Here is a 19,913-nt window from a genome sequence, read left to right as displayed (position 1 = left end):
CGGAAACACGACAAAAGCCCGTTCGCTGGAAACAGCGGGCGGGCTTTTGCTATTCGGGAGCAATATCTATCGCACCGTTCTGGAACCGGCGGTGGGGCCGGCGGATTGATCCGGGGAACGCACACCGCCCGATGCCTATACGCAGATCGAAAGCCCGCCATGTTGCAAATCCACCAGTTTCCCTGCCTGTCCGACAATTACGGATACCTAATGCACGATGCGGAAAGCGGGGAGACCGTTTGCATCGATACGCCCGATGCCGACGCCTATCTGCGCGAGGCCGATGAAAAGGGCTGGACGATTACGCAGATCTGGAACACGCACTGGCACCCTGACCATGCCGGTGGGAACGAGGCGATCAAGGCCGAGACCGGATGCCAGATCGTCGCACCGGCCGCAGAAGCCCCAAAGATCGCGGCGATCGACCGCAGCGTTTCTGGCCGCGACACGGTCACCATCGGCGCGCATGAGGCGCAGATTATCGACGTGGGCGGTCATACCCACGGCCATATCGCCTATCACCTCCCCGACGCGGAAATCGCCTTCGTTGGCGATGCGCTGTTCGCACTTGGCTGCGGGCGCATGTTCGAAGGAACGGCGGAGCAGTTCTGGAGCAGCCTTACGCGGCTGAAATCCTTGCCCTCGCAGACGACGATTTATTGCGCGCACGAATATACGGCGGCGAACGCGCGATTTGCGCTGCACGCCGATCCCGATAATGCGGCCCTGCGGCGCTATGCCGAGGAGGTGGAGGAGCGCCGTGCCGCGGGCAAGGCGACCGTCCCCACCACATTGCAGCGAGAACTGGCCACCAACCCGTTTCTTCGTGCCGACGACGCCGGAATGCAGGCCCGCTGGGGCGGCGGCGATGCGGTGGAAACGTTCGCAGCCCTGCGCGCGGCGAAGGATGGGTTTTGATCAGGCTCCATCGCAATCGGTGACCGATACGAAAAGCCCGGCAGGATCGCTCCCGCCGGGCTTTTATCGTCATGTCGGATGCGCGCTCAGAAGCTGGCGATTGCCTTGTCGACCAGCGCGCGATCGGCAACCGCATTATGGTTGCGCGCGATGATCTGACCCGATGCTTCGGCCGAAGCGCGAGCCGCCTTCGCGCGGAGTTCCTCGACCGCCGCACGCTCGGCGCCCGCGATCTTGTCCTGCGCCATGCGTTCGCGTCGTACGATCATGGCCGCGGTGTCGGTCTCGGCCCGCTCCACGATGGCGCCGGCCTCGCGGCGCGCGTTTTCGAGCATCGCCTCGGCATCGCGTTCGGCGCCGGCGATCTTGTCGGCATATTCCTTGCGAAGGGCCTCGGCCTCGCCGCGCAGGCGTTTCGCATCGTCGAGTTGCTCACGAATGGCGGCGATACGCGCATCCAGGCCGCCCGCGACCAGCTTCGGCACGCCTTTCCACAACAGGATGATGATGAAGACGAGCATGGCCAGAGAGACCCACGCGCCCGGCCCGATGAAGCCGAACGCCACCGGTTCGACATGCTCGCCGCCATGATCTTCGGTCATGCCTTCCAGCTCGGCGGCATGATCGAGACGTTCCTCGACGCCGGTGGAGGTGACGGCCATGCCGTTCAGAAACAGTTGATAATCAGCCACGGACCATGACCTCCTTGACGGCGTTATGCGCCTCGGCCTGCGACACGTTGAGTGCGGCAATGCGCTTCACGATGTCCTGGGTCGCTTCGGTGGCGACGTTCTCGATTTCGGTCGCGGCATTGCGGCGCGAGGCATCGATGCGCGCCTCGGCAGCGGCAAGATGTTCGTCGATGCGGGATTGCGCCTCGGCGACGGCGCGCTCGGTCTGGCTGGCAGCATCGGCTTTCGCCTCCGCGATGAGAGCCTGAGCCCGGGCGCGATTGTCGTTCTCACGCTTGCGCCATGCCTCTTCCTGCTCGTCCGCTTCGCGGCGGGCGGTTTCGGCGGCGGTAAGATCGTCGGCAATACGCTTGTCGCGCATGTCGACCGTGCCCATGACCTTGGGCACCATGCCTTTTCCGACCACGAAAAACACGAGACCGAAAATCAGCAGCAGCCAGAAGATCTGGCTGGCATAGGTCGCGGCGATTTGTTCGATTTGTGGCATCGATCAGTCCGAAGGCATGATTGGATAGATACCGATCCGGCCAGGGCCCCTGCCCCGGCCGGATCGCACAGGCAATATGATCAGGCCACGAAGACCAGGATCATCGCCACGACGAACGCCAGCAGACCGAGAAGTTCGGCAGCAGCGAAGCCGATGAACAGGCGGCCCTGCTGACCGTCTGCGGCGCCCGGATTGCGCAGCGCGCCTTCCAGGAACTTTGCAAAGACATTGCCGACACCCAGCGATGCCAGACCGGCACCGACAGCGGCGAGACCGGCACCGAGCATGCGTGCGCTTTCTGCGTCCATGGTAATAAACTCCCTTTCGTAGATTCGGTAATTCGGAGACTTAGTGAAGGTTTTCCGCGTCATTGATGTAGAGCGCGGTCAACAGGGCGAAAACATAGGCCTGCACGGCAGCGACGAGCAGTTCGAGCGCGCAGATGCCGATCATCAGCAGGAAGGTGGGAATGCCGACGAGCACGCCGGTGCCCACGCCCGCGTTCGAGCTGCTGATGACGAAGCCGGACAGGACTTCGAGCAGAAGGTGCCCGGCCATCATCGCCACGAAAAGCCGCAGCGCGAGGCTGAACGGGCGGACCATGAAGCTGACCAGCTCGACCAGGAAAATGAACGGAATCATGGGAGCGGGCGTGCCATGCGGCACGAACAGCGACAGGAAACCGATTCCGTGCTTGGCAAAACCGACGATCAGCACGATCGAGAACGACATGATCGCGAGAATGCCGGTAACCGTGAAATGGCTGGTGAAGGTAAAGGGATGCAGGCCGACGACGCCAAGCGGCAGCAGGCCGAGCACGTTGGCGAACAGGATGAACATGAACAGCGAGAACACGTAAGGCACGTATTTGCGCCCCGCCTTGCCGATGTTCGCCTCCAGCATGTCGTCGACGAAGCCGGTGAAGCTTTCGACCGCCATCTGCCACCGGCCGGGGACGAGCTGCCCCTTCATGCCGAGCGCGACGAAGCCCCAGAGCACGACCGCGGTCAGCGCCATCCAGAGCGCCGAATTCGTGAATGCGAGATTATATCCGGCCACTTCCCACCCCTCGGAGCCGAAAAGCGGCTCGATGGTGAACTGGTGCATCGGATCGACCTTGGCTTCGGTTGCCACGCGATTGTCCCTGTCGTTCGAGGCGTTCCGCGGCATTGCTGCCCGGACCGTCCCTTATCCCTCAATGCGTCTTCGCCCCGTGCGGGCGGCGATCGCTGCTATGCCTGAACACCGCCGCCCCTTTGCGATCTGGCCAGAGCCGGTCAGATCAATCGGAACGCGTGTTCGAAATCCTAATTATGTTTCTGAAAGCGACGACTATCCCGAGGAACAGCATCACCAACAGTCCCCACGGCCCGGTACCTGCAAACCGGTCGATCACCCAACCGATCAGCGCGCCGCCGATAAGCCCGCCCAGCAATTCCGCAAGCACCTTGTTTCCCATGCGATAATTCGCATCGGTCCCGTGGGACTGCGGCCGGTTGCGCTGCTCTTCCCGCTCTTTCGCAGCCTTGAGCTGCGCATCGAGCGCGTTGATTCGCGCATCCTCGCCAAGTGGCTCTCGCCCGGACCGCTTTTCACTCATGCCTGTAGTTCCTTCAGCAAAGAAGACCGCTCGGCAAGTGCGATTAGCTGCCCGTCGAGGGCGCCGCTCCTTTAGGAAAGGGGTTCGGGCAAGTCAACACAAGCGCGCGCCTTCATCGCGGGAGCGGCCAATGATGCGCGCCATGCTCCCTCTTTCGCCGGAATCAGCCCACGGCGGGACAGCGCGGATCGAGCTGCGGCGCGCCGCTTCCGCGGGTCTGCCAGCTTCCGCCCGGCGCCTGATATTTTTCGCCCGGCGACGTGCGCGCAATCAGGATGCAGCCCTGCGCGAAGGCGAATTCCTCGATCGTGACGCCGGCGGCGCGGGCACGGTCGGCATAGCTGGCCTTGCGGCGGATATTGATGTCGTCGATCACCGCGCGAAGCCCGGCGGGCGGCGCCCCGGTAAAGCCGAGATAGCCGTCCACCCGTTCGCCTACGGTGCCATTGGCGCGCGCCTCGGCATAGGCGGGTTCGCGCTGCATCGCGCAGGCAGGCTGCGTCATGGCGAGAAGCGCGAACGCCGGCAGGGCAAGGCCTGTAAGACGGCGGGCGGTTGTGTTGCGGGGCATCAGAATATCTCCGGATTGCTTTCGATGTTTTCCTCGGCCGACGCGATGAGCCTGTAGAGAACTTCCTGTTTTATGTTCACGTTCAATTCGATGACGATCGGATCGGACGGCGCGGTCACGTTCACGCATGCGGTATTAAACGAACACGCAACGGCCAAAATCGAAATGCCGCGTATGGTTGAGGCGCGCTTTCGAACGCCGCGCGCAGCTATCGTCAATTTGGTCCGGTTCATGGCACGGTCTCGCTTTCTGCGGGCTGAATGATGGGGGGCGGGTCGGATGGCGGCGATGGCGCGGGAACGGCCCGGTCGTCGGGGATCAACCGCACCCCGTCGTCATCGACAAGCCCCAATTCGCGCGGATCGCGCACGGCGGAGGGATCGTAGAGCGATTTCAGGCTGCCGATAAGCTGATAGAACGGCGCGCGTATGTTCACGTTGAAGCGGAACGGCAGCTTCGCGATACGGCGGGTGAGGAAGTTCGATTGCGTGCCCGGCCCCTGTGACACGCCGTCGAAACGCACCCGCGTGACGATCTCGCCCTCCAGTGCGCCGTCGATTGCGACGCTCATCCGCTTGTAATCGAGGCTGCGCAGCGCCGCGAATGCGAAATTGGCGATGGGCGACAGATCCTTGTAACTGAGCTCGCCGACATAGGCGATGTTGCCCCCCGGCGGACGGGATCGGAGGCTCCCGCCCTCCACGCGACCGCCGGCTTCGTCGAAAACGATGGGAATGCGCCCGTCGAACGTCCCGCTCGCACTCAGATTGGCGACGCCGAGCCGTTCGATCACCCGCCCGGCATCCAGCCCGGTGATGACCAGCGTGAAATTGCGCCGCTCCGTCGCGCCGAGGATCAGCGACGTCGGCTCCAGAACCAGCCTCCCGCCCAGAAACGGCCAGCTCCCCCCGCCAAGGTCGAGCCGCAATCCGGGCCGCAAGGTCACGAACACCTCCCCATCCGACACCGGCACGCCGGGGTTCATCTCGGCAATCGACAATCGCTGATCCGGCGCGGTTTGGAGGTTCAGCAGATCGGTAAAGAGCAATGTTCCAGCCATCCCCGTGACAGGGCCGAAGGCGGCGGCGAAGTCGAGCGAATCGGTGCCGACCACCCCCGAAGAGGTGATCCCCTCACCGCTCCAGTCGATTCGGCCCTGCCCGCTGACTATCCCGCGCGCATTGGCGATATTGCCGAGAACGAGGCGCGTGATATCGGTGGGTTGCAGATCGTCGCCGAAGCCTATCCCCTCGACCGAGAGATCGGCCCGCCCTTGCCCATCGGTCAGATCGTGGCGAATATCCGCGTCGACGATGGCAATTCCGGTCTTCGGCTCGCGAAACAGGGCGTTTGCGGTGATGATGTTATCGGCGAGCGTAAGGGTCGCATCCCTTGCGATCATAGGCTCGAATCGCGCGTCGTCCTGCCGGTCGGTAAGAACGAAAGCGCCCTCTTCGATGCGCAGGACACCGCTGCGATACGACCATTGCCCACCGGCCTCTCCGATGTCGAGCGGCACGGACGGAAGCGTCACATTCGTCCCGGAAAACGCACCGCCGATGTCGCGCCCGATTTGCGCGGTAATATCCGCGATGGCAAAACGCACCGCCGTCGCCTGCGGGCCGATTTCAACGTTCATCGTTCGCGCGCGGACCACCGCGGGCCGACCCGGACGCAAGGCAAGCCCGACCGGGCCGGACGCCAGACGCACCGGCGTTTCGCCAAGCCGCCCCGAAAGGTCGAGCTTTGGCGCGCCCACGGCCATGCGCGTGCCGTCCGGCCCGATCGCCAGCATCGCGGCCCCGCCCGCCGGGCACAGCAGCAGACTCTGCCGCTCGAGCGTGAAATTCGCATAGCGCAGCGAATCGAAGCGCGGCGCCACGCAATCATCCCACAGGCGCACGCCGCGCCGCGCCGAATACGAACCCGCAACCGGAAGACGAAGCCCGTCAACCGCGCCGCCGGGGAGCGGGCCGCTCGCCAGAATCTCGCCGTTCATGACGAACCCGTCACCCGATTGCCGCACACGCAATTCGGGGATCGCGATCCGTGCACCCCCCCCTGCATAATCCGCCATGCGCAGGCGGAGCTGCGGCCTGTCCCCTTCCCCGTCGATCGCGCCCACGATCCGGGGCATATCCGCGCCCCCGGTGGCGAAACGCGCGCGATGAAGGCGCAGGCTTTCGTCCAACCCGATCTGCACCTGACTGAGCGAGAGCAGCGGCGCGCCGTCCCCGCCGCGAAGGCCCGCACGCGCGATGGCAATGCGTGCGCCCCCTTCGTCGGCCCGCGCCTGCAGCGTGGCTGTGAAGGACGCGCCCGGCATCGACCGGCGCAGCACGGCGCGCAACCGGCCCGCAATCGGCGCCAGCAACGTGTCGGCGGCGGATTCCTGTACCTGTTGCAAGGCCGGATCGACGACACCGGACAAATCGAACCCGCCGCCGGCCACATCGCCCGCCAATTGCCAGCGATCGAACCCGCCCGCGCTTCGGATAATACCATCGAGCGAGAGGCGCGCGACCGCGGCCCCGGCAAACACCGCATCGCGGGCCGACAGGTCGAAATCCGCCACCATCGCGCCGCTGTCGCGCACGGATACGGCAAGCGGACCGTTGAGCGCACCGACCGCATTGCCGCCCACCGCAACCCGCCCGGTGCGCAGCGTGCCGGCCACCATGGCGCGGCTCATGTCCGCTTGTGCCTCGCCGCGCACGGTCCAGCTTGCCTGCACAAGCGACAGGTCCGATTCGGGGCACCTCGCCGCATCGGCGCGCAACGGCCCGACAAAGCGCGGTGTCTCGTCCGCGATGGCGAGACGGCCATAAAGGCTCAACCCGTCAATGGTGCAGCCCATGCCGGAAAGCCGCGGCACCACTGCCCCCATCGTCGCGGCGAAACCGTCGCGCAGATTGCCCCCGCCGGCAAGCTTCACCCCCAGATTGCCATGCGGCGACAGCACGCGCGCCCGCCCGTCCACAATATCGATGTCGAGATCGGGCAGGCGAAAGGGCTCCCCCGTGCTTTCGGGATAGAGCAAACGATCGAGCGCGCCGAAACTGACCCTGTCGCCGTGCAGCATGCCATAAAGCCGGGGCCGTACGAGCCGTACTCCCGTTATCTCCGGAACGCCGAAGCGCAGCCGCGTAGCCACCACCGCCTGTTCGATCACAAGGTCGGGACGGTCGCGGTCCCCCACCACGATATTGGCGAGTACCTGGCGATCCGGGCCGATTTCGGCAATGTCGTAGCGGGCGGGCAGGTCCATATCGGCGAGCATGTCGTCGACCACGCCGCGCACCAATCGTTCGCGCGCGATCCATATGCCAGCCGCGAGCAGAACCACGACCACGAGAACGCCCGCGACGAAGCGAGGCCATCGACGGCGGCGCACGGGCGAATCGCCACTCGCCCTATCGTCCTCGCCCTGCGTCATTGCGTCCTGCCGTCATTCCTCGTGCGTCCGCGCGGATCCGCGGCGGCGCAGACTTGCGCAGCATCGCGGCGAAAGGCAATGGAAAGCATGATCTGTCCACACACCTTCCCGGCGCGGCGCCCCGACCCTCATTTATGGCACGCGGCATCGTGACCAAACCGCAGGATGAATTGCCGATGGCAGCAGCACCCGCAGCATCGGCCGCGCCGAAAGCCGGAACCGACCCCAGCGGCCATCGCGCACGCCTGCGCAAGCGTCTGCTCGAAGGGGGGAACGACGCCTTGGCCGATCACGAGATCGTCGAATATCTCCTTATGACCGCGATCCCGCGCCGCGACGTCAAACCGCTCGCCCGCTCGCTCATGAACCGGTTCGGAAGCCTTGCCGGGATCTTCAACGCCGACAGGACCGCGCTCGAAAACCACCCCGGCATGGGGGAAACCAGTGCCGCGGCGATGAAGATCGTAGGCCTCGCCACGCGCCGGCTCGCCCGCGCGGAGGTCATGGACAAGCCCGTGCTGGGAAGCTGGCATGCCTTGCTAGACTATCTCACCATCGACATGGCGCATCTGCGGGTGGAGCGTGTGCGCGTGCTGTATCTCGACAAGCAGAACCGGCTCATCCGGGACGAACATCTGGGCGACGGCTCGCTGGACGAGGCCGCGATCCACCCGCGCGAGGTGATCGGCCGGGCCATGGAGCTGGGCGCTGCCGCGCTGATCCTCGCGCATAATCACCCCAGCGGCAATCCGCAGCCCAGCCGCGCCGACGTTCAGATCACCAATCGCATTGCCGAGGCAGGGCGCCTTTTGAACATCGCCGTGCACGACCATGTCATCATCGGGCGCGAGGGGACCGTTTCCATGAAGGCGAAGGGCCTGATCTGAGCCGCCGTGATCTGAGCTGACGTGATCTGACCCGAATTGCGCGGCCCGCCCTTGCCAAATGCGCAGCCGCACCCTAGCCGCGCGGCCAAAGCCCCAATTCTTGCGAACCGGAGTATGCCCGATGGTCCCACGCTATGCCCGCCCCGCCATGACCGCGATCTGGGAGCCGGAAGCGAAATATCGCATCTGGTTCGAGATCGAGGCCCATGCCACGCAGAAACTGGGCGAATTGGGCGTCGTGCCCGAAAGCGCAGCAAAGGCATTATGGGACTGGTGGGCGACCGAGCCTGCGATCGACGTGGAGGCGATCGACGCGATCGAGGCGGTGACCAAGCACGATGTCATCGCGTTCCTTACCTGGGTCGCGGAACAGGTCGGCGACGAGGCCCGCTTCATGCATCAGGGCATGACGAGTTCCGACGTGCTCGACACGACGCTCGCGGTACAGCTCGACCGGGCGGCGGCGATGCTGCTCGATGACATCGACGCGCTGCTCGCCGCGATCAAGAAGCGTGCCGAGGAACACAAATACACCCCCACCATCGGGCGAAGCCACGGCATTCATGCCGAACCCGTCACCTTTGGCCTGAAAATGGCAGAGGCCTACGCGGAATTCAGCCGGTGCCGCGAACGGCTCGAATTCGCACGGCGCGAAATCGCCACCTGCGCGATTTCGGGAGCGGTCGGAACCTTTGCCAATATCGATCCGTCGGTCGAGCGTCACGTCGCGGAAAAGATGGGCCTTGCGATCGAGCCTGTCTCGACGCAGGTCATCCCGCGCGACCGTCACGCGATGTTCTTTGCCGTGCTGGGCGTCATCGCGAGTTCGATCGAGCGGCTTTCGGTGGAGGTGCGGCACCTGCAACGCACCGAAGTGCTGGAGGCGGAGGAATATTTCTCCCCCGGCCAGAAAGGGTCGAGCGCCATGCCGCATAAGCGCAACCCCGTGCTGACCGAAAACCTCACCGGGCTTGCCCGCGTGGTGCGTTCCGCCGTGACGCCGGCGATGGAAAACGTGGCGCTGTGGCACGAACGCGACATTTCGCATTCCTCGGTCGAACGGTTCATCGGGCCGGATGCGACCATCACGCTCGATTTTGCGCTCGCGCGGCTGACGGGGGTGGTGGAAAAGCTGCTCGTCTATCCCGAACGCATGCAGAAGAATCTCGATCGGATGGGCGGGCTCGTCCATTCGCAGCGGGTTCTGCTCGCGCTTACGCAGGCCGGTGTCAGCCGGGAGGATGCCTATCGCCTGGTGCAGCGTAACGCGATGAAAGTATGGGAATCGGATGGCGAACTGTCATTGCTCGACCTGTTGAAAGCGGATGGGGAAGTCACCGCCGCCCTTTCGGCCGAGCAGATCGAGGAGAAATTCGATCTCGATTACCATTTCCGGCAGGTGGACACGATTTTCGACCGCGTGTTCGGTTGACCGGGGCCGCGTTTGCAGCAGGGTTGGCCAAACAGGCGTTGCGGCGTAGGCTGCACGCCCAGACGATCCGCGCTTGAGAGGAGGCCAGGAACGCCATGCAGGTTCTTCGCACGATAATATGGGTGGCGCTGCTGGTGGCGCTCGCGCTGTTTGCGGCGTTCAACTGGTATCCGGTCGATGTGCGGATCTGGGAAAACCTCGTGCTCGAAACGAAGCTGCCGATGGTGATCCTGGCCGCGTTTTTGATCGGGCTGGTTCCGATGTGGCTTTATCACAAATCGGCGAAATGGCGGCTCAAACGGCGGATCGCCTCGCTCGAAACCTCGCATCGCAGCCTCGTGTCGAGCCAGCAGGCCGAGCCCGCACACCCCGTTTACAATGCAGACGACGCCACCCTGCGCAGGACAGAGCCATGACCAATCCCGTTTATCTCGCGCTCGACGTGCCGCAGCTCGATGCGGCGAAATCGCTGGCGCAGAAGGTCAAAGGGCATGTCGGCGGGTTGAAGCTGGGCCTCGAATTCTTCTGTGCGCACGGGCACCACGGGGTGCATGAGCTGGCGCAGCTCGGCCTGCCGATCTTTCTCGATCTGAAACTGCACGATATTCCCAATACGGTGGCCGGCGCGATGCAGGCGATCCACGTGCTCGAACCCGCAATCGTCACCGTCCATGCGAGCGGGGGCCGTGCCATGATGGAAGACGCCAAGGCCGCGGCCGGCGAACATACGCGCGTCGTCGCCGTGACCATGCTCACCAGCCTCGATGACAAGGACCTGTCGCGCACCGGCGTTGCCGGCACCGCCCACGATCAGGTGATGCGCCTTGCCGAGCTTGCCGAGAAATCCGGGCTCGACGGGATCGTATGTTCGGGCGAGGAAGTCGCCGCCGTCCATGCACAGTGGAAGGGCGGCTATCTCGTGGTGCCCGGCCTGCGCCCCGCGGGCAGCAAGACGGGCGATCAGAAACGCACGGTCACCCCGCGCGCCGCCCGCGACAATGGAGCAAGCGTGCTGGTCATCGGACGGCCGATTTCGAAAGCGCCGGACCCGCTCGCCGCGGCGCGCGCGATCGAAGCGACGCTGTAGCCTGTCGATCCCGTGACCTTTGAACCTGCGATACGCCGGGCGGGGCCGGATGACGCCGCCATGTTGAAACCCCTGCTCGAAGGGGCGTATCGCGGCGAGCATGCGCGGCTGGGCTGGACGCACGAGGCCGACATCGTTCAGGGCGAGCGCATTGCCGAGGCTGAGCTTAGCGCGATGTTGCGCGATCCCCTGGTCCACATGCTACTGGCCACCGATCGCGCGACGGGGGCCGCCATCGGCTGTGTCGCGATCACGGAGAGGGGCGGCGGGCTTGCCTATCTCGGCATGCTGTGCATCGCGCCCGAATTGCAGAGCGCGGGCCTTGGCACCATGCTGCTTCACGCAGGGGAGGAGCGCGCCGCGTCCAGCGGCGCCGCGCGGATCGAGATGACCGTCATCGAAAATCGCGATACGCTGATCGCTTGGTATCTGCGCAAGGGATACAGGCAGACGGGCGAACGCCGCCCCTTCCCCGTGCCGCAGACGCCGCCGCTGTTCTTTATCGTTCTCGAAAAGGCGCTATGATCCCGCGCATCAAGATATGCGGCGTCAACACGTCCGCGGCGATGGAGGCGGCGATCGCCGCGCACATCGATTATGCGGGGCTTGTGTTCTTTGCCCGGTCGCCGCGCCATGTCGAGGCGGGCACCGCGCGCCAACTGGCCGCTCTCTCGGGCGATTCGATCCGGCGCACCGGATTGTTCGTGGATGCGGGCGACGAGGCGATCGCGGAGGGTGTCGCCGCCGGCAAGCTCAGCGCCATTCAGTTGCACGGTCATGAAACGCCGGAACGCGCCGCCGCCCTTCGCGCCCGGTTCGGCATCGCCGTGTGGAAGGCGCTTCCCATCGCGGGGCCGGACGATATTGCGCGGGCGCGCGATTATACGGGCGCGGTCGACATGCTCCTGTTCGATGCGAAAACGCCAGTGGGACAGCTTCCGGGCGGGATGGGCCTCCGCTTCGACTGGTCGCTCGTGCATGGGTACGATGGCGCGGTGCCCTGGGGCCTGGCGGGCGGGCTTTCGCCGGCGAATGTCGCCGACGCCATTGCCGAGGTGCGGCCCGCACTCGTCGATGTGTCGTCCGGTGTGGAAAGCGCGCCCGGCGTGAAGGATGCCGCCGCCATCGCCGCCTTCGCCCGCGCGGTTCGCACACGCTGACACGTCTGGACTTCGCCGCGATGCTCTGCCAATCGCGGGCGCATGGAAACCACATCGCAAACCGGCATGCCCAACAGCTTTCGCAATCAGCCTGACGAGCGCGGCCATTTCGGCCAGTTCGGCGGGCGATATGTGTCCGAAACGCTGATGCCGCTGGTCCTCGATCTCGACCGCGAATATCGTGCGGCGAAGGAAGACCCGGCCTTCGACGCGGAATTTCAGGATCTCCTCACCCATTACGTCGGACGGCCCAGCCCGCTTTATTTCGCAGAGCGGCTGACCGAGGAATTGCGCAAGGATGCACCGGCGGGCAAGGGCGCGCAGATCTGGTTCAAGCGCGACGAACTCAATCACACCGGCGCGCACAAGATCAACAATTGCATCGGGCAGATCCTGCTCGCCGTGCGCATGGGCAAGACGCGGATCATCGCCGAAACCGGCGCAGGACAGCATGGGGTGGCGACCGCGACGGTGGCGGCGCGTTTCGGCCTTCCCTGCGTGATCTACATGGGCGCAAAGGACGTAAAGCGGCAGCAGCCCAACGTGTTCCGCATGCGGCTGCTCGGCGCGAAGGTCGTGCCGGTCCGTTCCGGTTCCGCCACGCTGAAGGACGCGATGAACGATGCCATGCGCGATTGGGTCGCGAATGTGCATGACACCTTCTACATCATCGGAACGGCCGCGGGGCCGCACCCCTACCCCGAAATGGTCCGCGATTTTCAGAGCGTCATCGGCCGCGAGGCGCGCGAGCAGATGATGCAGCGGACAGGGCGCCTGCCCGACCTGCTCGTCGCGGCGATCGGCGGCGGGTCGAACGCGATCGGGCTGTTCCATCCGTTTCTCGACGATCCGGATGTCGGCATGCTGGGGATCGAGGCGGCGGGCCACGGGCTCGACAAGGAGCATGCCGCATCGCTCGCGGGCGGATCGCCGGGCATCCTCCACGGCAACAAGACGTACCTGCTGCAGGACGAGGACGGGCAGATCATCGAGGGCCACTCGATCAGCGCAGGCCTCGACTATCCCGGCATCGGGCCGGAGCATAGCTGGCTCATGGAATCGGGCCGGGTCGAATATTCGCACATCACGGACACAGAAGCGCTCGACGCGTTTCAGCTGCTCTGCCGGACGGAGGGTATCATCCCCGCGCTCGAACCCAGCCACGCCATTGCCGCGGTCGTGAAACGCGCGCGCGAAATGCCGCAGGACGCGATCATCCTCGCCAATCTGTGCGGACGCGGGGACAAGGACATCTTCACGGTCGCCGAAGCGTTGGGAGTGGATCTGTGAGCCGCTTTGAAAAGGCATTCGGCAAAGGGCATCCCGCGCTCATCTGTTTCGTGACGGCGGGCGATGGCGATACCGCCGCCAATCTCGACGCGCTGGTCGCGGGCGGCGCCGATGTGATCGAACTGGGCATGCCGTTCACCGATCCCATGGCCGACGGCCCGGCGATCGAGAATGCGAACCTGCGCGCGCTGGCCAAGGGCACGACGACGCGGGACATACTCGACCTGGCGAGCGGGTTTCGCACCCGCCATCCCGACGTGCCGCTCGTGCTCATGGGCTATGCCAATCCGATGGTGCGGCGCGGGGCGGACTGGTTCGCGCGCGCGGCGAAGGATGCCGGCGTCGACGGGGTGATCTGTGTCGACATCCCGCCCGAGGAGGATAGCGAGCTTGGCGCGCATCTTCGCGGCGAAGGGCTCGACATCATTCGCCTTGCCACGCCGACCACCGACGCGGCGCGGCTTCCCGCCGTGCTCGACGGTGCGGGCGGGTTTCTCTATTACGTGTCGGTCGCGGGCATCACCGGCAAGCAGCAGGCCGCGATGGACTCCATCGAGACGGCGGTCGCCGCATTGAAGGCCCGCACGAAGCTTCCGGTGGCGGTCGGTTTCGGCGTGCGCACCCCGGAACAGGCGGGCGCCATCGCGGCGGTCGCCGACGGCGTCGTGGTTGGCTCCGCGCTCGTCGAGCTGATCGCGGAACATGGGAACGCGGCGCCGGACCCCATTCGCGACCTGACCAAGGCGCTTGCCGATGCGGTTCACGGCGCAAGAAAGGATATCGCATGAGCTGGCTCACGCAGGTACGCAATCGCCTGCCTTTTACGAAAAAGCGGGAAACGCCTGACAATCTTTGGGTCAAGTGCCCGTCCTGCGAAGAAATGCTCTTCGTCAAGGATTACGAAGAAAACCTCTGGGTCTGCCCGAACTGCGAACATCATGGGCGGATCGGTGCCGATACCCGTCTGAAGCAGATCATGGACGAAGGATACGAGGTGCTACCCTCCCCTTCGGTTAGCGAGGATCCGCTCAAGTTCCGCGACACCAAGAAATATGCCGACAGGCTGAAGGCTGCGCGCCACAACGCGCCGCATCCCGACGCGCTGACCAATGCGCTGGGCACGATCGACGGGCGCCGCGCGGTCGTCGCGGTGCAGGATTTCGGCTTCATGGGCGGGTCCATGGGCATGGCGGTGGGCGCGGCCTTCCTCGCCGGGGTGGACCGCGCGGTGAAGGAGAAATGCCCGTTCGTCATCTTTACCGCGGCGGGCGGCGCGCGCATGCAGGAGGGCATATTGTCGCTCATGCAGATGCCGCGCACGACCGTCGCGATCCGAAGGCTGAAGGATGCGGGCCTGCCCTATATCGTCGTGCTGACCGACCCGACCACGGGCGGCGTCACGGCAAGCTATGCCATGCTCGGCGATATTCAGATGGCGGAACCCGGCGCGCTTATCGGCTTTGCGGGACAGCGCGTCATTCAGGACACGATTCGCGAAAAACTGCCCGCCGGGTTTCAGCGTGCCGAATATCTGCTTGAACACGGGATGATCGACATGGTGGTCGACCGGCACGACCTGCGCGAACGGCTGGTGACGATCATCGATTATCTGATGGCCGGTGCCAAGGCCGCCTGAACCTGCACGCCCGCGCGATTTCGCGACGTCGGACGATCCGCGGGTTCAGGAGCAGCTGAACCGGCTGGCCTCGCTCTCGCTGCCGCAGGGGCGGTTGAGCCTTGGCCCCGTGCGGCGATTGCTTGCCGCACTGGGCGATCCGCATCTGCGCCTTCCGCCGGTGTTTCATGTCGCGGGCACCAATGGCAAGGGGTCGACCTGTGCGTTTCTGCGCGCCATGCTGGAGGCGGCTGGAAAGCGGGTCCACCAATTCACCAGCCCCCATCTCGTGCGTTATAACGAGCGGATCCGCATCGCCGGTGAACTGGTCGGCGATGCCATGCTGGCCGATCTGCTGGCCGAGGTACTCGACGCGAGCGGGACGAGCGAGGCGAGCTTTTTCGAGATTACGACGGCGGCGGCGTTCCTTGCCTTCGCCCGGAACGACGCCGATGCCGCCATCGTGGAGGTAGGGCTTGGCGGCAGGTTCGATGCGACCAATGTCATCGCGGAGCCCGCGTGTTGCGGGATCGCGTCGCTCGGGCTCGACCACGAACAATTCCTGCTCGCGCCGGAGGATGGCGCGCCTGCCGAACCGATGGCGCGGATCGCGTTCGAAAAGTCCGGCATCGTAAAGCCCGGCCGCCCGGTCGTCACGCAATCCTATGGCCCCGATGCGCAGGCCGAGGTGGAACGTGCCGCGCGCACGGCCGGTGCGCCGCTTCACATGCGCGGGGCGGACTGGTCGATCACGGGCGGCGACATGATGGAATATCATGATCGTCACAGCGCGCTGACCCTGCCCCCGCCCGCCCTTCCCGGTGCGTTTCAGGTTCAGAATGCCGGGCTCGCCATCGCGATGCTCCGGCATCAGGATTTCGTCGCCGTGTCGCCCGATGCGATCGCGGCGGGGCTGCGCGATGCGCGTTGGCTTGGCCGGCTTCAATGGCTGGGCAAGGGGCCGCTGACGGCGATGGCGCCGGGGTATGACGTGCTGCTCGACGGGGGGCACAACCCGGATGCGGCGCGCGTGCTCGCGGCATATTGCGCGACATTGGATCGGCCCTTGCATGCGGTGATTGGCATGCTCGCGAACAAGGATGCGGAGCGTTTCCTCGCCCTCGTCTCACCGCATATGCAAAGCGTGACCGGCGTTCCGATACCCGGCCATCCGCATCATCCGCCCGAACGGATCGCGATGCTGAGCGGCGGGGGCACGGCGCGCAATGTGGGCGACGCGATAACCCGTATTGCCGGGCGCGGCGATGGCGGCGTCATCCTCATCGGCGGTTCGCTCTACCTCGCGGGCGAGGTGCTGCGCGTCAACCGCGAATTGCCGGACTAGGCGGCGCGGGTGCCGCGGCCCGCCACGCGTATCCATTCCAGTACGCACAGCACCACCGCCACCGCCCCGATGAGCGCGGTGAGCAGGAACACGTCGTAATAACCGCGCTCCTCGATAAGCTGTCCGAGCGCGCCCCGGCCCAATGTTCCGACCAAGAGCGTCAGCGAGGCAAGCAGCGCATATTGCACTGCGCTATACCCCTTCGCCACGATGGACGAAAGCCACGCGATATAGGCCGCGCCCGCAATCCCGACGGCAAGATTTTCGCCGGCGATGGTAATCATCAACCGCGCGAGCCGCTCCGTCCCGCCGAATGTTTCGACGAGGAACGTGAAACCGATCGCATCGCTGACCGCCTGCATCGTGGCGCCGCCGATGGCGAGATCGGCATAAAGCAGGTTCGTCGCCGCAGCCAGCACCGCCCCCAGCGTCAGCACCGCCATCCGGCCGAGCACGGTGATGAGATACCCGCCAAGCGCCAGCCCGAGGATGATCGCGCCCACGCCAAAGAATTTCGACGCGACGGCCACCTCGTCATTGGTGTAGTTCAGCTCGCCAAGGTAGAACGGATAGGCGAACGTACCCCATATCGCATCGCAGATCCGGTAAGTCAGCACGAGCGCGAAGATCAGCACGAGCGACCACCCCATCCGCCCGACAAATTCGGTGAGCGGCAGGATCAGCGCACGGTAAAGATGGTCGGCAACCGGGTTGGCGGCCTCCGCGCCATCCGCGCTTTCCAAAAGCACGTGGCGGCCCTCGCGCTGCATCCTGACCAGCCACGCCGCGATAAAGGACGGCAGCACGATCGTCGCCACCACGATGAGCGGACCATAGGTCGCCGTGAATTGCGTCGGATCGGGGCGCAATTCGGGCACGGCGGTCATCGACCGGTACATGAACAATCCCACGGTGACGAGCGCCCAACCCCACAGCAGCCCCACCGCGGCCAGCGCATAATGGCGGACCTTCGGCGTCAGCTCGCCCTTGGTGTAAAGCTGCTCCAGTTCCTCCGCACTCGCCGCGACGCTGGCCGCGCTGCCGGCACGGGCATCGGGCGCGAACAGGCCGACGATCCCGATGAACAGCATGATGCCGCCCATCATGACATAGGTTCCCGGCCATCCGATCCGCTCCGCCACGATCAGCGCGAGCGCACCGCCGACGAGCGATGCGAGCCGGAAGCCCATCTGCGTGATGGTGGACAATATGTCGATCGTCGCTTCTTCATCGGCGATGTCGATGCGCCAGGCATTGATGACGATATCCTGCGTCGCGCTGGCAAAGGCGCCGACCGCGGCCAAGAGGGAAAACCACCCGAGGCTCTCCCCCGGATTGAGCAGCGACATGGTGATGAGGATGATGCCGAGCAGCAATTGCGCCGGCGCGATCCATTGCTTGCGCTTGCCGAGGCGGCGGACAAACGGAATATCGACCCGGTCCACGAGCGGCGACCACAGGAACTGAAACGAATAGGCCAGCCCGATGAGCGAGAACACGCCCATCGTTTCAAGGTCGACATCGGCCTCCGTAAACCAGGCATAAAGCGTGCCGAGGAACAGCGCGAAGGGCAGGCCCGAGGCAAAACCGAACAGCGCCATATAGGCCGTCTTGCGGTTGCGCAGCGCGGCGAGCAAGTCCCGCCATCCAGGCTTTTTCCCCTGTTCGGGCGCGGCGTCGGCCGGGGTTTGTTCGCCGGTTGGCGTAGAATCGTTGCTCGTCGTCTCGGTCAATTGCCGCTCCTGTCCGTGCCGTGTCACCGGCGCCGCCGATGGTGTTAGAGCATCGCCGCACGTCTGCAAACGCCGCCGCCCGTTTCATGTCCATGCTTGTAACCAAAGAGCCGATGGCGCATGGCGCAAACGTGAACGACAAGCAACGCCCCCCATCGCGATCGTCCCGCCGGACGGACGGTTCCTCCCGCAACCGCCCGCGCTCCGAACGCGGCGATTTCGACCGCGCCAATCCGGATCGTGGGCGCCCGCGCAAGAAACCGGCGGGCCGCGACACGACGCGTCCCGAACCTTCGCTTCCCAAGCGTGAAGGCGACCGCATCGCCAAGCTGCTCGCGCGCGCAGGGGTCGCCTCGCGCCGGGAGGTGGAACGCATGATCGAGGATGGCCGCGTCACGCTTGACGGGGAAAGGCTCGACACACCGGCGGTGGTGCTGACCTCGCTGCGCGGTGTCGCGGTCGATGGGAAACCCGTCGGCGCGGCGGAGGCTCCGCGCCTGTTCCGCTTTCACAAGCCGAGCGGCCTGCTCACGGCGGAGCGTGATCCGAAGGGGCGCGCGACGATCTATGATGCGTTGCGCAATGCCCTGCCGCGCGGGGCGCCGCGGGTGATGCCGGTCGGACGGCTCGACCTCAATACCGAAGGGCTGCTCCTCATGACCAATGATGGCGAGTTGAAACGCGCCATGGAATTGCCGAGCAGCGAGATCCCGCGCACCTATCGCGCGCGCACATTCGGCGACGTAAGCCAGGAACAGCTCGAGGATCTGATGGACGGGATCGAGATCGAAGGTGTGCGATACGGCAGCATCGATGCCAATCTGGAACGGCGCACGGGCCGGAATCAGTGGATCGAACTGACTCTGACCGAGGGGAAAAACCGGGAGGTTCGCCGTGTGCTCGAACATCTCGGGCTGCAGGTTTCGCGGTTGATGCGATTGTCCTACGGTCCGTTCGCGCTGGACGATCTGCCGCGCGGCGCGGCGGATGAAATCCGGGGCAGCGACGTTGCGCAGTTTCGCAAGCAGATCATGCGAAAGCCCGCACGATGAGGATCATTGCCGGCGAATGGCGCGGGCGTGTGATCACCGCGCCCGATGGCGACGCCACGCGTCCCACGGCGGACCGCACGCGCGAAACGCTGTTTTCCATGTTGACGAGCAGGCTCGGCAGTTTCGACGGGCTGTTCGTGGCCGATCTGTTTGCAGGGTCGGGCGCGCTCGGGCTCGAAGCTCTTTCTCGCGGCGCGGCGCGGGCGTTGATGGTGGAGCAGGATGCCGCCGCGATCCGGGCACTGCGCCGCAATATCGCGAATTTGCGGGCGCAGGACCGCTGCGACGTGCGGGCGGCCTCCGTGCTTTCGCTCGGCCCGGCGCGGGAACAGCCCGATCTTGTCCTGATGGATGCGCCCTATGATACCGGGGCGGGATCGGTGGCGCTCGACCGGATGAACCGGCTCGGCTGGATCGCGCCCTCGGCCTGGATCAGCATCGAAACCGCACGCGGCGAAGACGTTTCGGTCAATGGCTTCGAGGTCGAAACCGTCCGCCATAGCGGAAAGGCCAGCCTGCATCTCCTGCGCCTGCGTTGAGGCATGATGCTCGCGGCCACGGCGAGGCGCGCATGGAAAAGGGCGGCCGCCTGCACGGGACCGCCCTTT

The 19,913-nt window shown here is 65.2% G+C and carries 22 protein-coding genes; 13 read left to right on the top strand and 9 right to left on the bottom strand.

Annotated elements, in window-relative coordinates; all coding sequences use genetic code 11:
* The first annotated feature begins 159 nt into the window (after positions 1–159).
* Positions 160–918: a hydroxyacylglutathione hydrolase gene (gene gloB, locus K4G67_RS08005; protein ID WP_239805854.1), complete on the top strand. Its 759-nt coding sequence runs from the start codon at positions 160–162 to the stop codon at positions 916–918.
* An 86-nt stretch (positions 919–1,004) separates the two neighbouring features.
* Here the strand turns inward: gloB and K4G67_RS08000 are convergent, their stop codons facing one another.
* The 8 genes from K4G67_RS08000 to K4G67_RS07965 form a co-directional block, all read right to left on the bottom strand.
* Positions 1,005–1,520, bottom strand: a complete 516-nt coding sequence (locus K4G67_RS08000) for a F0F1 ATP synthase subunit B family protein (protein WP_420830017.1) — start codon at positions 1,518–1,520, stop codon at positions 1,005–1,007.
* An 82-nt stretch (positions 1,521–1,602) separates the two neighbouring features.
* Positions 1,603–2,097: a F0F1 ATP synthase subunit B family protein gene (locus tag K4G67_RS07995; RefSeq protein ID WP_239805853.1), complete on the bottom strand. Its 495-nt coding sequence runs from the start codon at positions 2,095–2,097 to the stop codon at positions 1,603–1,605.
* Positions 2,098–2,177: 80 nt separating this feature from the next.
* Positions 2,178–2,405 carry a F0F1 ATP synthase subunit C gene (locus K4G67_RS07990; protein WP_202084371.1) on the bottom strand — a complete coding sequence of 76 codons (228 nt, stop codon included), beginning with the start codon at positions 2,403–2,405 and terminating at the stop codon, positions 2,178–2,180.
* A gap of 40 nt (positions 2,406–2,445) precedes the next feature.
* A complete protein-coding gene (locus K4G67_RS07985; protein ID WP_275588787.1) occupies positions 2,446–3,267 on the bottom strand; it encodes a F0F1 ATP synthase subunit A in 822 nt (273 codons plus the stop codon).
* Between the two features lie 112 nt (positions 3,268–3,379).
* Positions 3,380–3,697 (bottom strand): AtpZ/AtpI family protein, encoded by a 318-nt coding sequence (locus tag K4G67_RS07980; protein ID WP_239805851.1) that lies wholly within the window; start codon positions 3,695–3,697, stop codon positions 3,380–3,382.
* A gap of 163 nt (positions 3,698–3,860) precedes the next feature.
* Entirely contained in the window at positions 3,861–4,268 is a 408-nt protein-coding gene (locus tag K4G67_RS07975; protein ID WP_239805850.1) for a YdbL family probable chaperone protein, read from the bottom strand.
* The gene (locus K4G67_RS07970) at positions 4,268–4,393 is read right to left on the bottom strand and encodes a YnbE family lipoprotein (RefSeq protein ID WP_338026407.1); all 126 of its coding nucleotides are present in this window, start codon (positions 4,391–4,393) and stop codon (positions 4,268–4,270) included. The genes K4G67_RS07975 and K4G67_RS07970 overlap by 1 nt, the downstream gene beginning before the upstream one ends.
* A 104-nt stretch (positions 4,394–4,497) precedes the next feature.
* Entirely contained in the window at positions 4,498–7,704 is a 3,207-nt protein-coding gene (locus K4G67_RS07965; RefSeq protein WP_239805849.1) for an intermembrane phospholipid transport YdbH family protein, read from the bottom strand.
* Positions 7,705–7,880: 176 nt separating this feature from the next.
* Between K4G67_RS07965 and radC the strand changes: the two genes are divergently transcribed.
* From radC to K4G67_RS07915, 10 genes are all read left to right on the top strand, one after another.
* On the top strand, positions 7,881–8,591 hold the full coding sequence (gene radC, locus K4G67_RS07960; RefSeq protein WP_239805886.1) for a RadC family protein: 711 nt from the start codon (positions 7,881–7,883) through the stop codon (positions 8,589–8,591).
* A 121-nt stretch (positions 8,592–8,712) separates the two neighbouring features.
* Complete coding sequence (gene purB, locus K4G67_RS07955) at positions 8,713–10,023, top strand: adenylosuccinate lyase (protein ID WP_239805848.1); 1,311 nt, start codon at positions 8,713–8,715, stop codon at positions 10,021–10,023.
* 95 nt (positions 10,024–10,118) lie between these two features.
* The gene (locus K4G67_RS07950; RefSeq protein WP_239805847.1) at positions 10,119–10,439 is read left to right on the top strand and encodes a LapA family protein; all 321 of its coding nucleotides are present in this window, start codon (positions 10,119–10,121) and stop codon (positions 10,437–10,439) included.
* On the top strand, positions 10,436–11,110 hold the full coding sequence (gene pyrF, locus K4G67_RS07945) for an orotidine-5'-phosphate decarboxylase (RefSeq protein ID WP_239805846.1): 675 nt from the start codon (positions 10,436–10,438) through the stop codon (positions 11,108–11,110). Before K4G67_RS07950 ends, pyrF begins: the two co-directional genes overlap by 4 nt.
* A gap of 12 nt (positions 11,111–11,122) precedes the next feature.
* Positions 11,123–11,635, top strand: a complete 513-nt coding sequence (locus tag K4G67_RS07940; protein ID WP_239805845.1) for a GNAT family N-acetyltransferase — start codon at positions 11,123–11,125, stop codon at positions 11,633–11,635.
* Entirely contained in the window at positions 11,632–12,270 is a 639-nt protein-coding gene (locus K4G67_RS07935; RefSeq protein ID WP_239805844.1) for a phosphoribosylanthranilate isomerase, read from the top strand. The genes K4G67_RS07940 and K4G67_RS07935 overlap by 4 nt, the downstream gene beginning before the upstream one ends.
* 42 nt (positions 12,271–12,312) lie before the next feature.
* Positions 12,313–13,560: a tryptophan synthase subunit beta gene (trpB, locus tag K4G67_RS07930; RefSeq protein ID WP_239805843.1), complete on the top strand. Its 1,248-nt coding sequence runs from the start codon at positions 12,313–12,315 to the stop codon at positions 13,558–13,560.
* Entirely contained in the window at positions 13,557–14,348 is a 792-nt protein-coding gene (gene trpA, locus K4G67_RS07925) for a tryptophan synthase subunit alpha (protein ID WP_239805842.1), read from the top strand. Before trpB ends, trpA begins: the two co-directional genes overlap by 4 nt.
* Positions 14,345–15,196, top strand: coding sequence for an acetyl-CoA carboxylase, carboxyltransferase subunit beta (accD, locus tag K4G67_RS07920; RefSeq protein WP_239805841.1), 852 nt, complete (start codon positions 14,345–14,347; stop codon positions 15,194–15,196). Before trpA ends, accD begins: the two co-directional genes overlap by 4 nt.
* Positions 15,180–16,520 (top strand): bifunctional folylpolyglutamate synthase/dihydrofolate synthase, encoded by a 1,341-nt coding sequence (locus K4G67_RS07915; RefSeq protein WP_239805840.1) that lies wholly within the window; start codon positions 15,180–15,182, stop codon positions 16,518–16,520. The genes accD and K4G67_RS07915 overlap by 17 nt, the downstream gene beginning before the upstream one ends.
* Here the strand turns inward: K4G67_RS07915 and K4G67_RS07910 are convergent.
* Positions 16,517–18,253 carry an AmpG family muropeptide MFS transporter gene (locus K4G67_RS07910; protein ID WP_239805839.1) on the bottom strand — a complete coding sequence of 579 codons (1,737 nt, stop codon included), beginning with the start codon at positions 18,251–18,253 and terminating at the stop codon, positions 16,517–16,519. The genes K4G67_RS07915 and K4G67_RS07910 overlap by 4 nt on opposite strands.
* A 92-nt stretch (positions 18,254–18,345) precedes the next feature.
* On the opposite strand from K4G67_RS07910, the gene K4G67_RS07905 reads away from it, so the two are divergent.
* On the top strand, positions 18,346–19,305 hold the full coding sequence (locus K4G67_RS07905) for a pseudouridine synthase (protein ID WP_420830016.1): 960 nt from the start codon (positions 18,346–18,348) through the stop codon (positions 19,303–19,305).
* Positions 19,302–19,844 (top strand): 16S rRNA (guanine(966)-N(2))-methyltransferase RsmD, encoded by a 543-nt coding sequence (gene rsmD, locus K4G67_RS07900; RefSeq protein ID WP_239805837.1) that lies wholly within the window; start codon positions 19,302–19,304, stop codon positions 19,842–19,844. The genes K4G67_RS07905 and rsmD overlap by 4 nt, the downstream gene beginning before the upstream one ends.
* Positions 19,845–19,913 lie beyond the last annotated feature (69 nt).

It is taken from the genome of Croceicoccus hydrothermalis (assembly GCF_022378335.1).
GTDB lineage: Bacteria > Pseudomonadota > Alphaproteobacteria > Sphingomonadales > Sphingomonadaceae > Croceicoccus > Croceicoccus hydrothermalis.
This window is presented reverse-complemented; position numbering and strand designations above follow the sequence as displayed.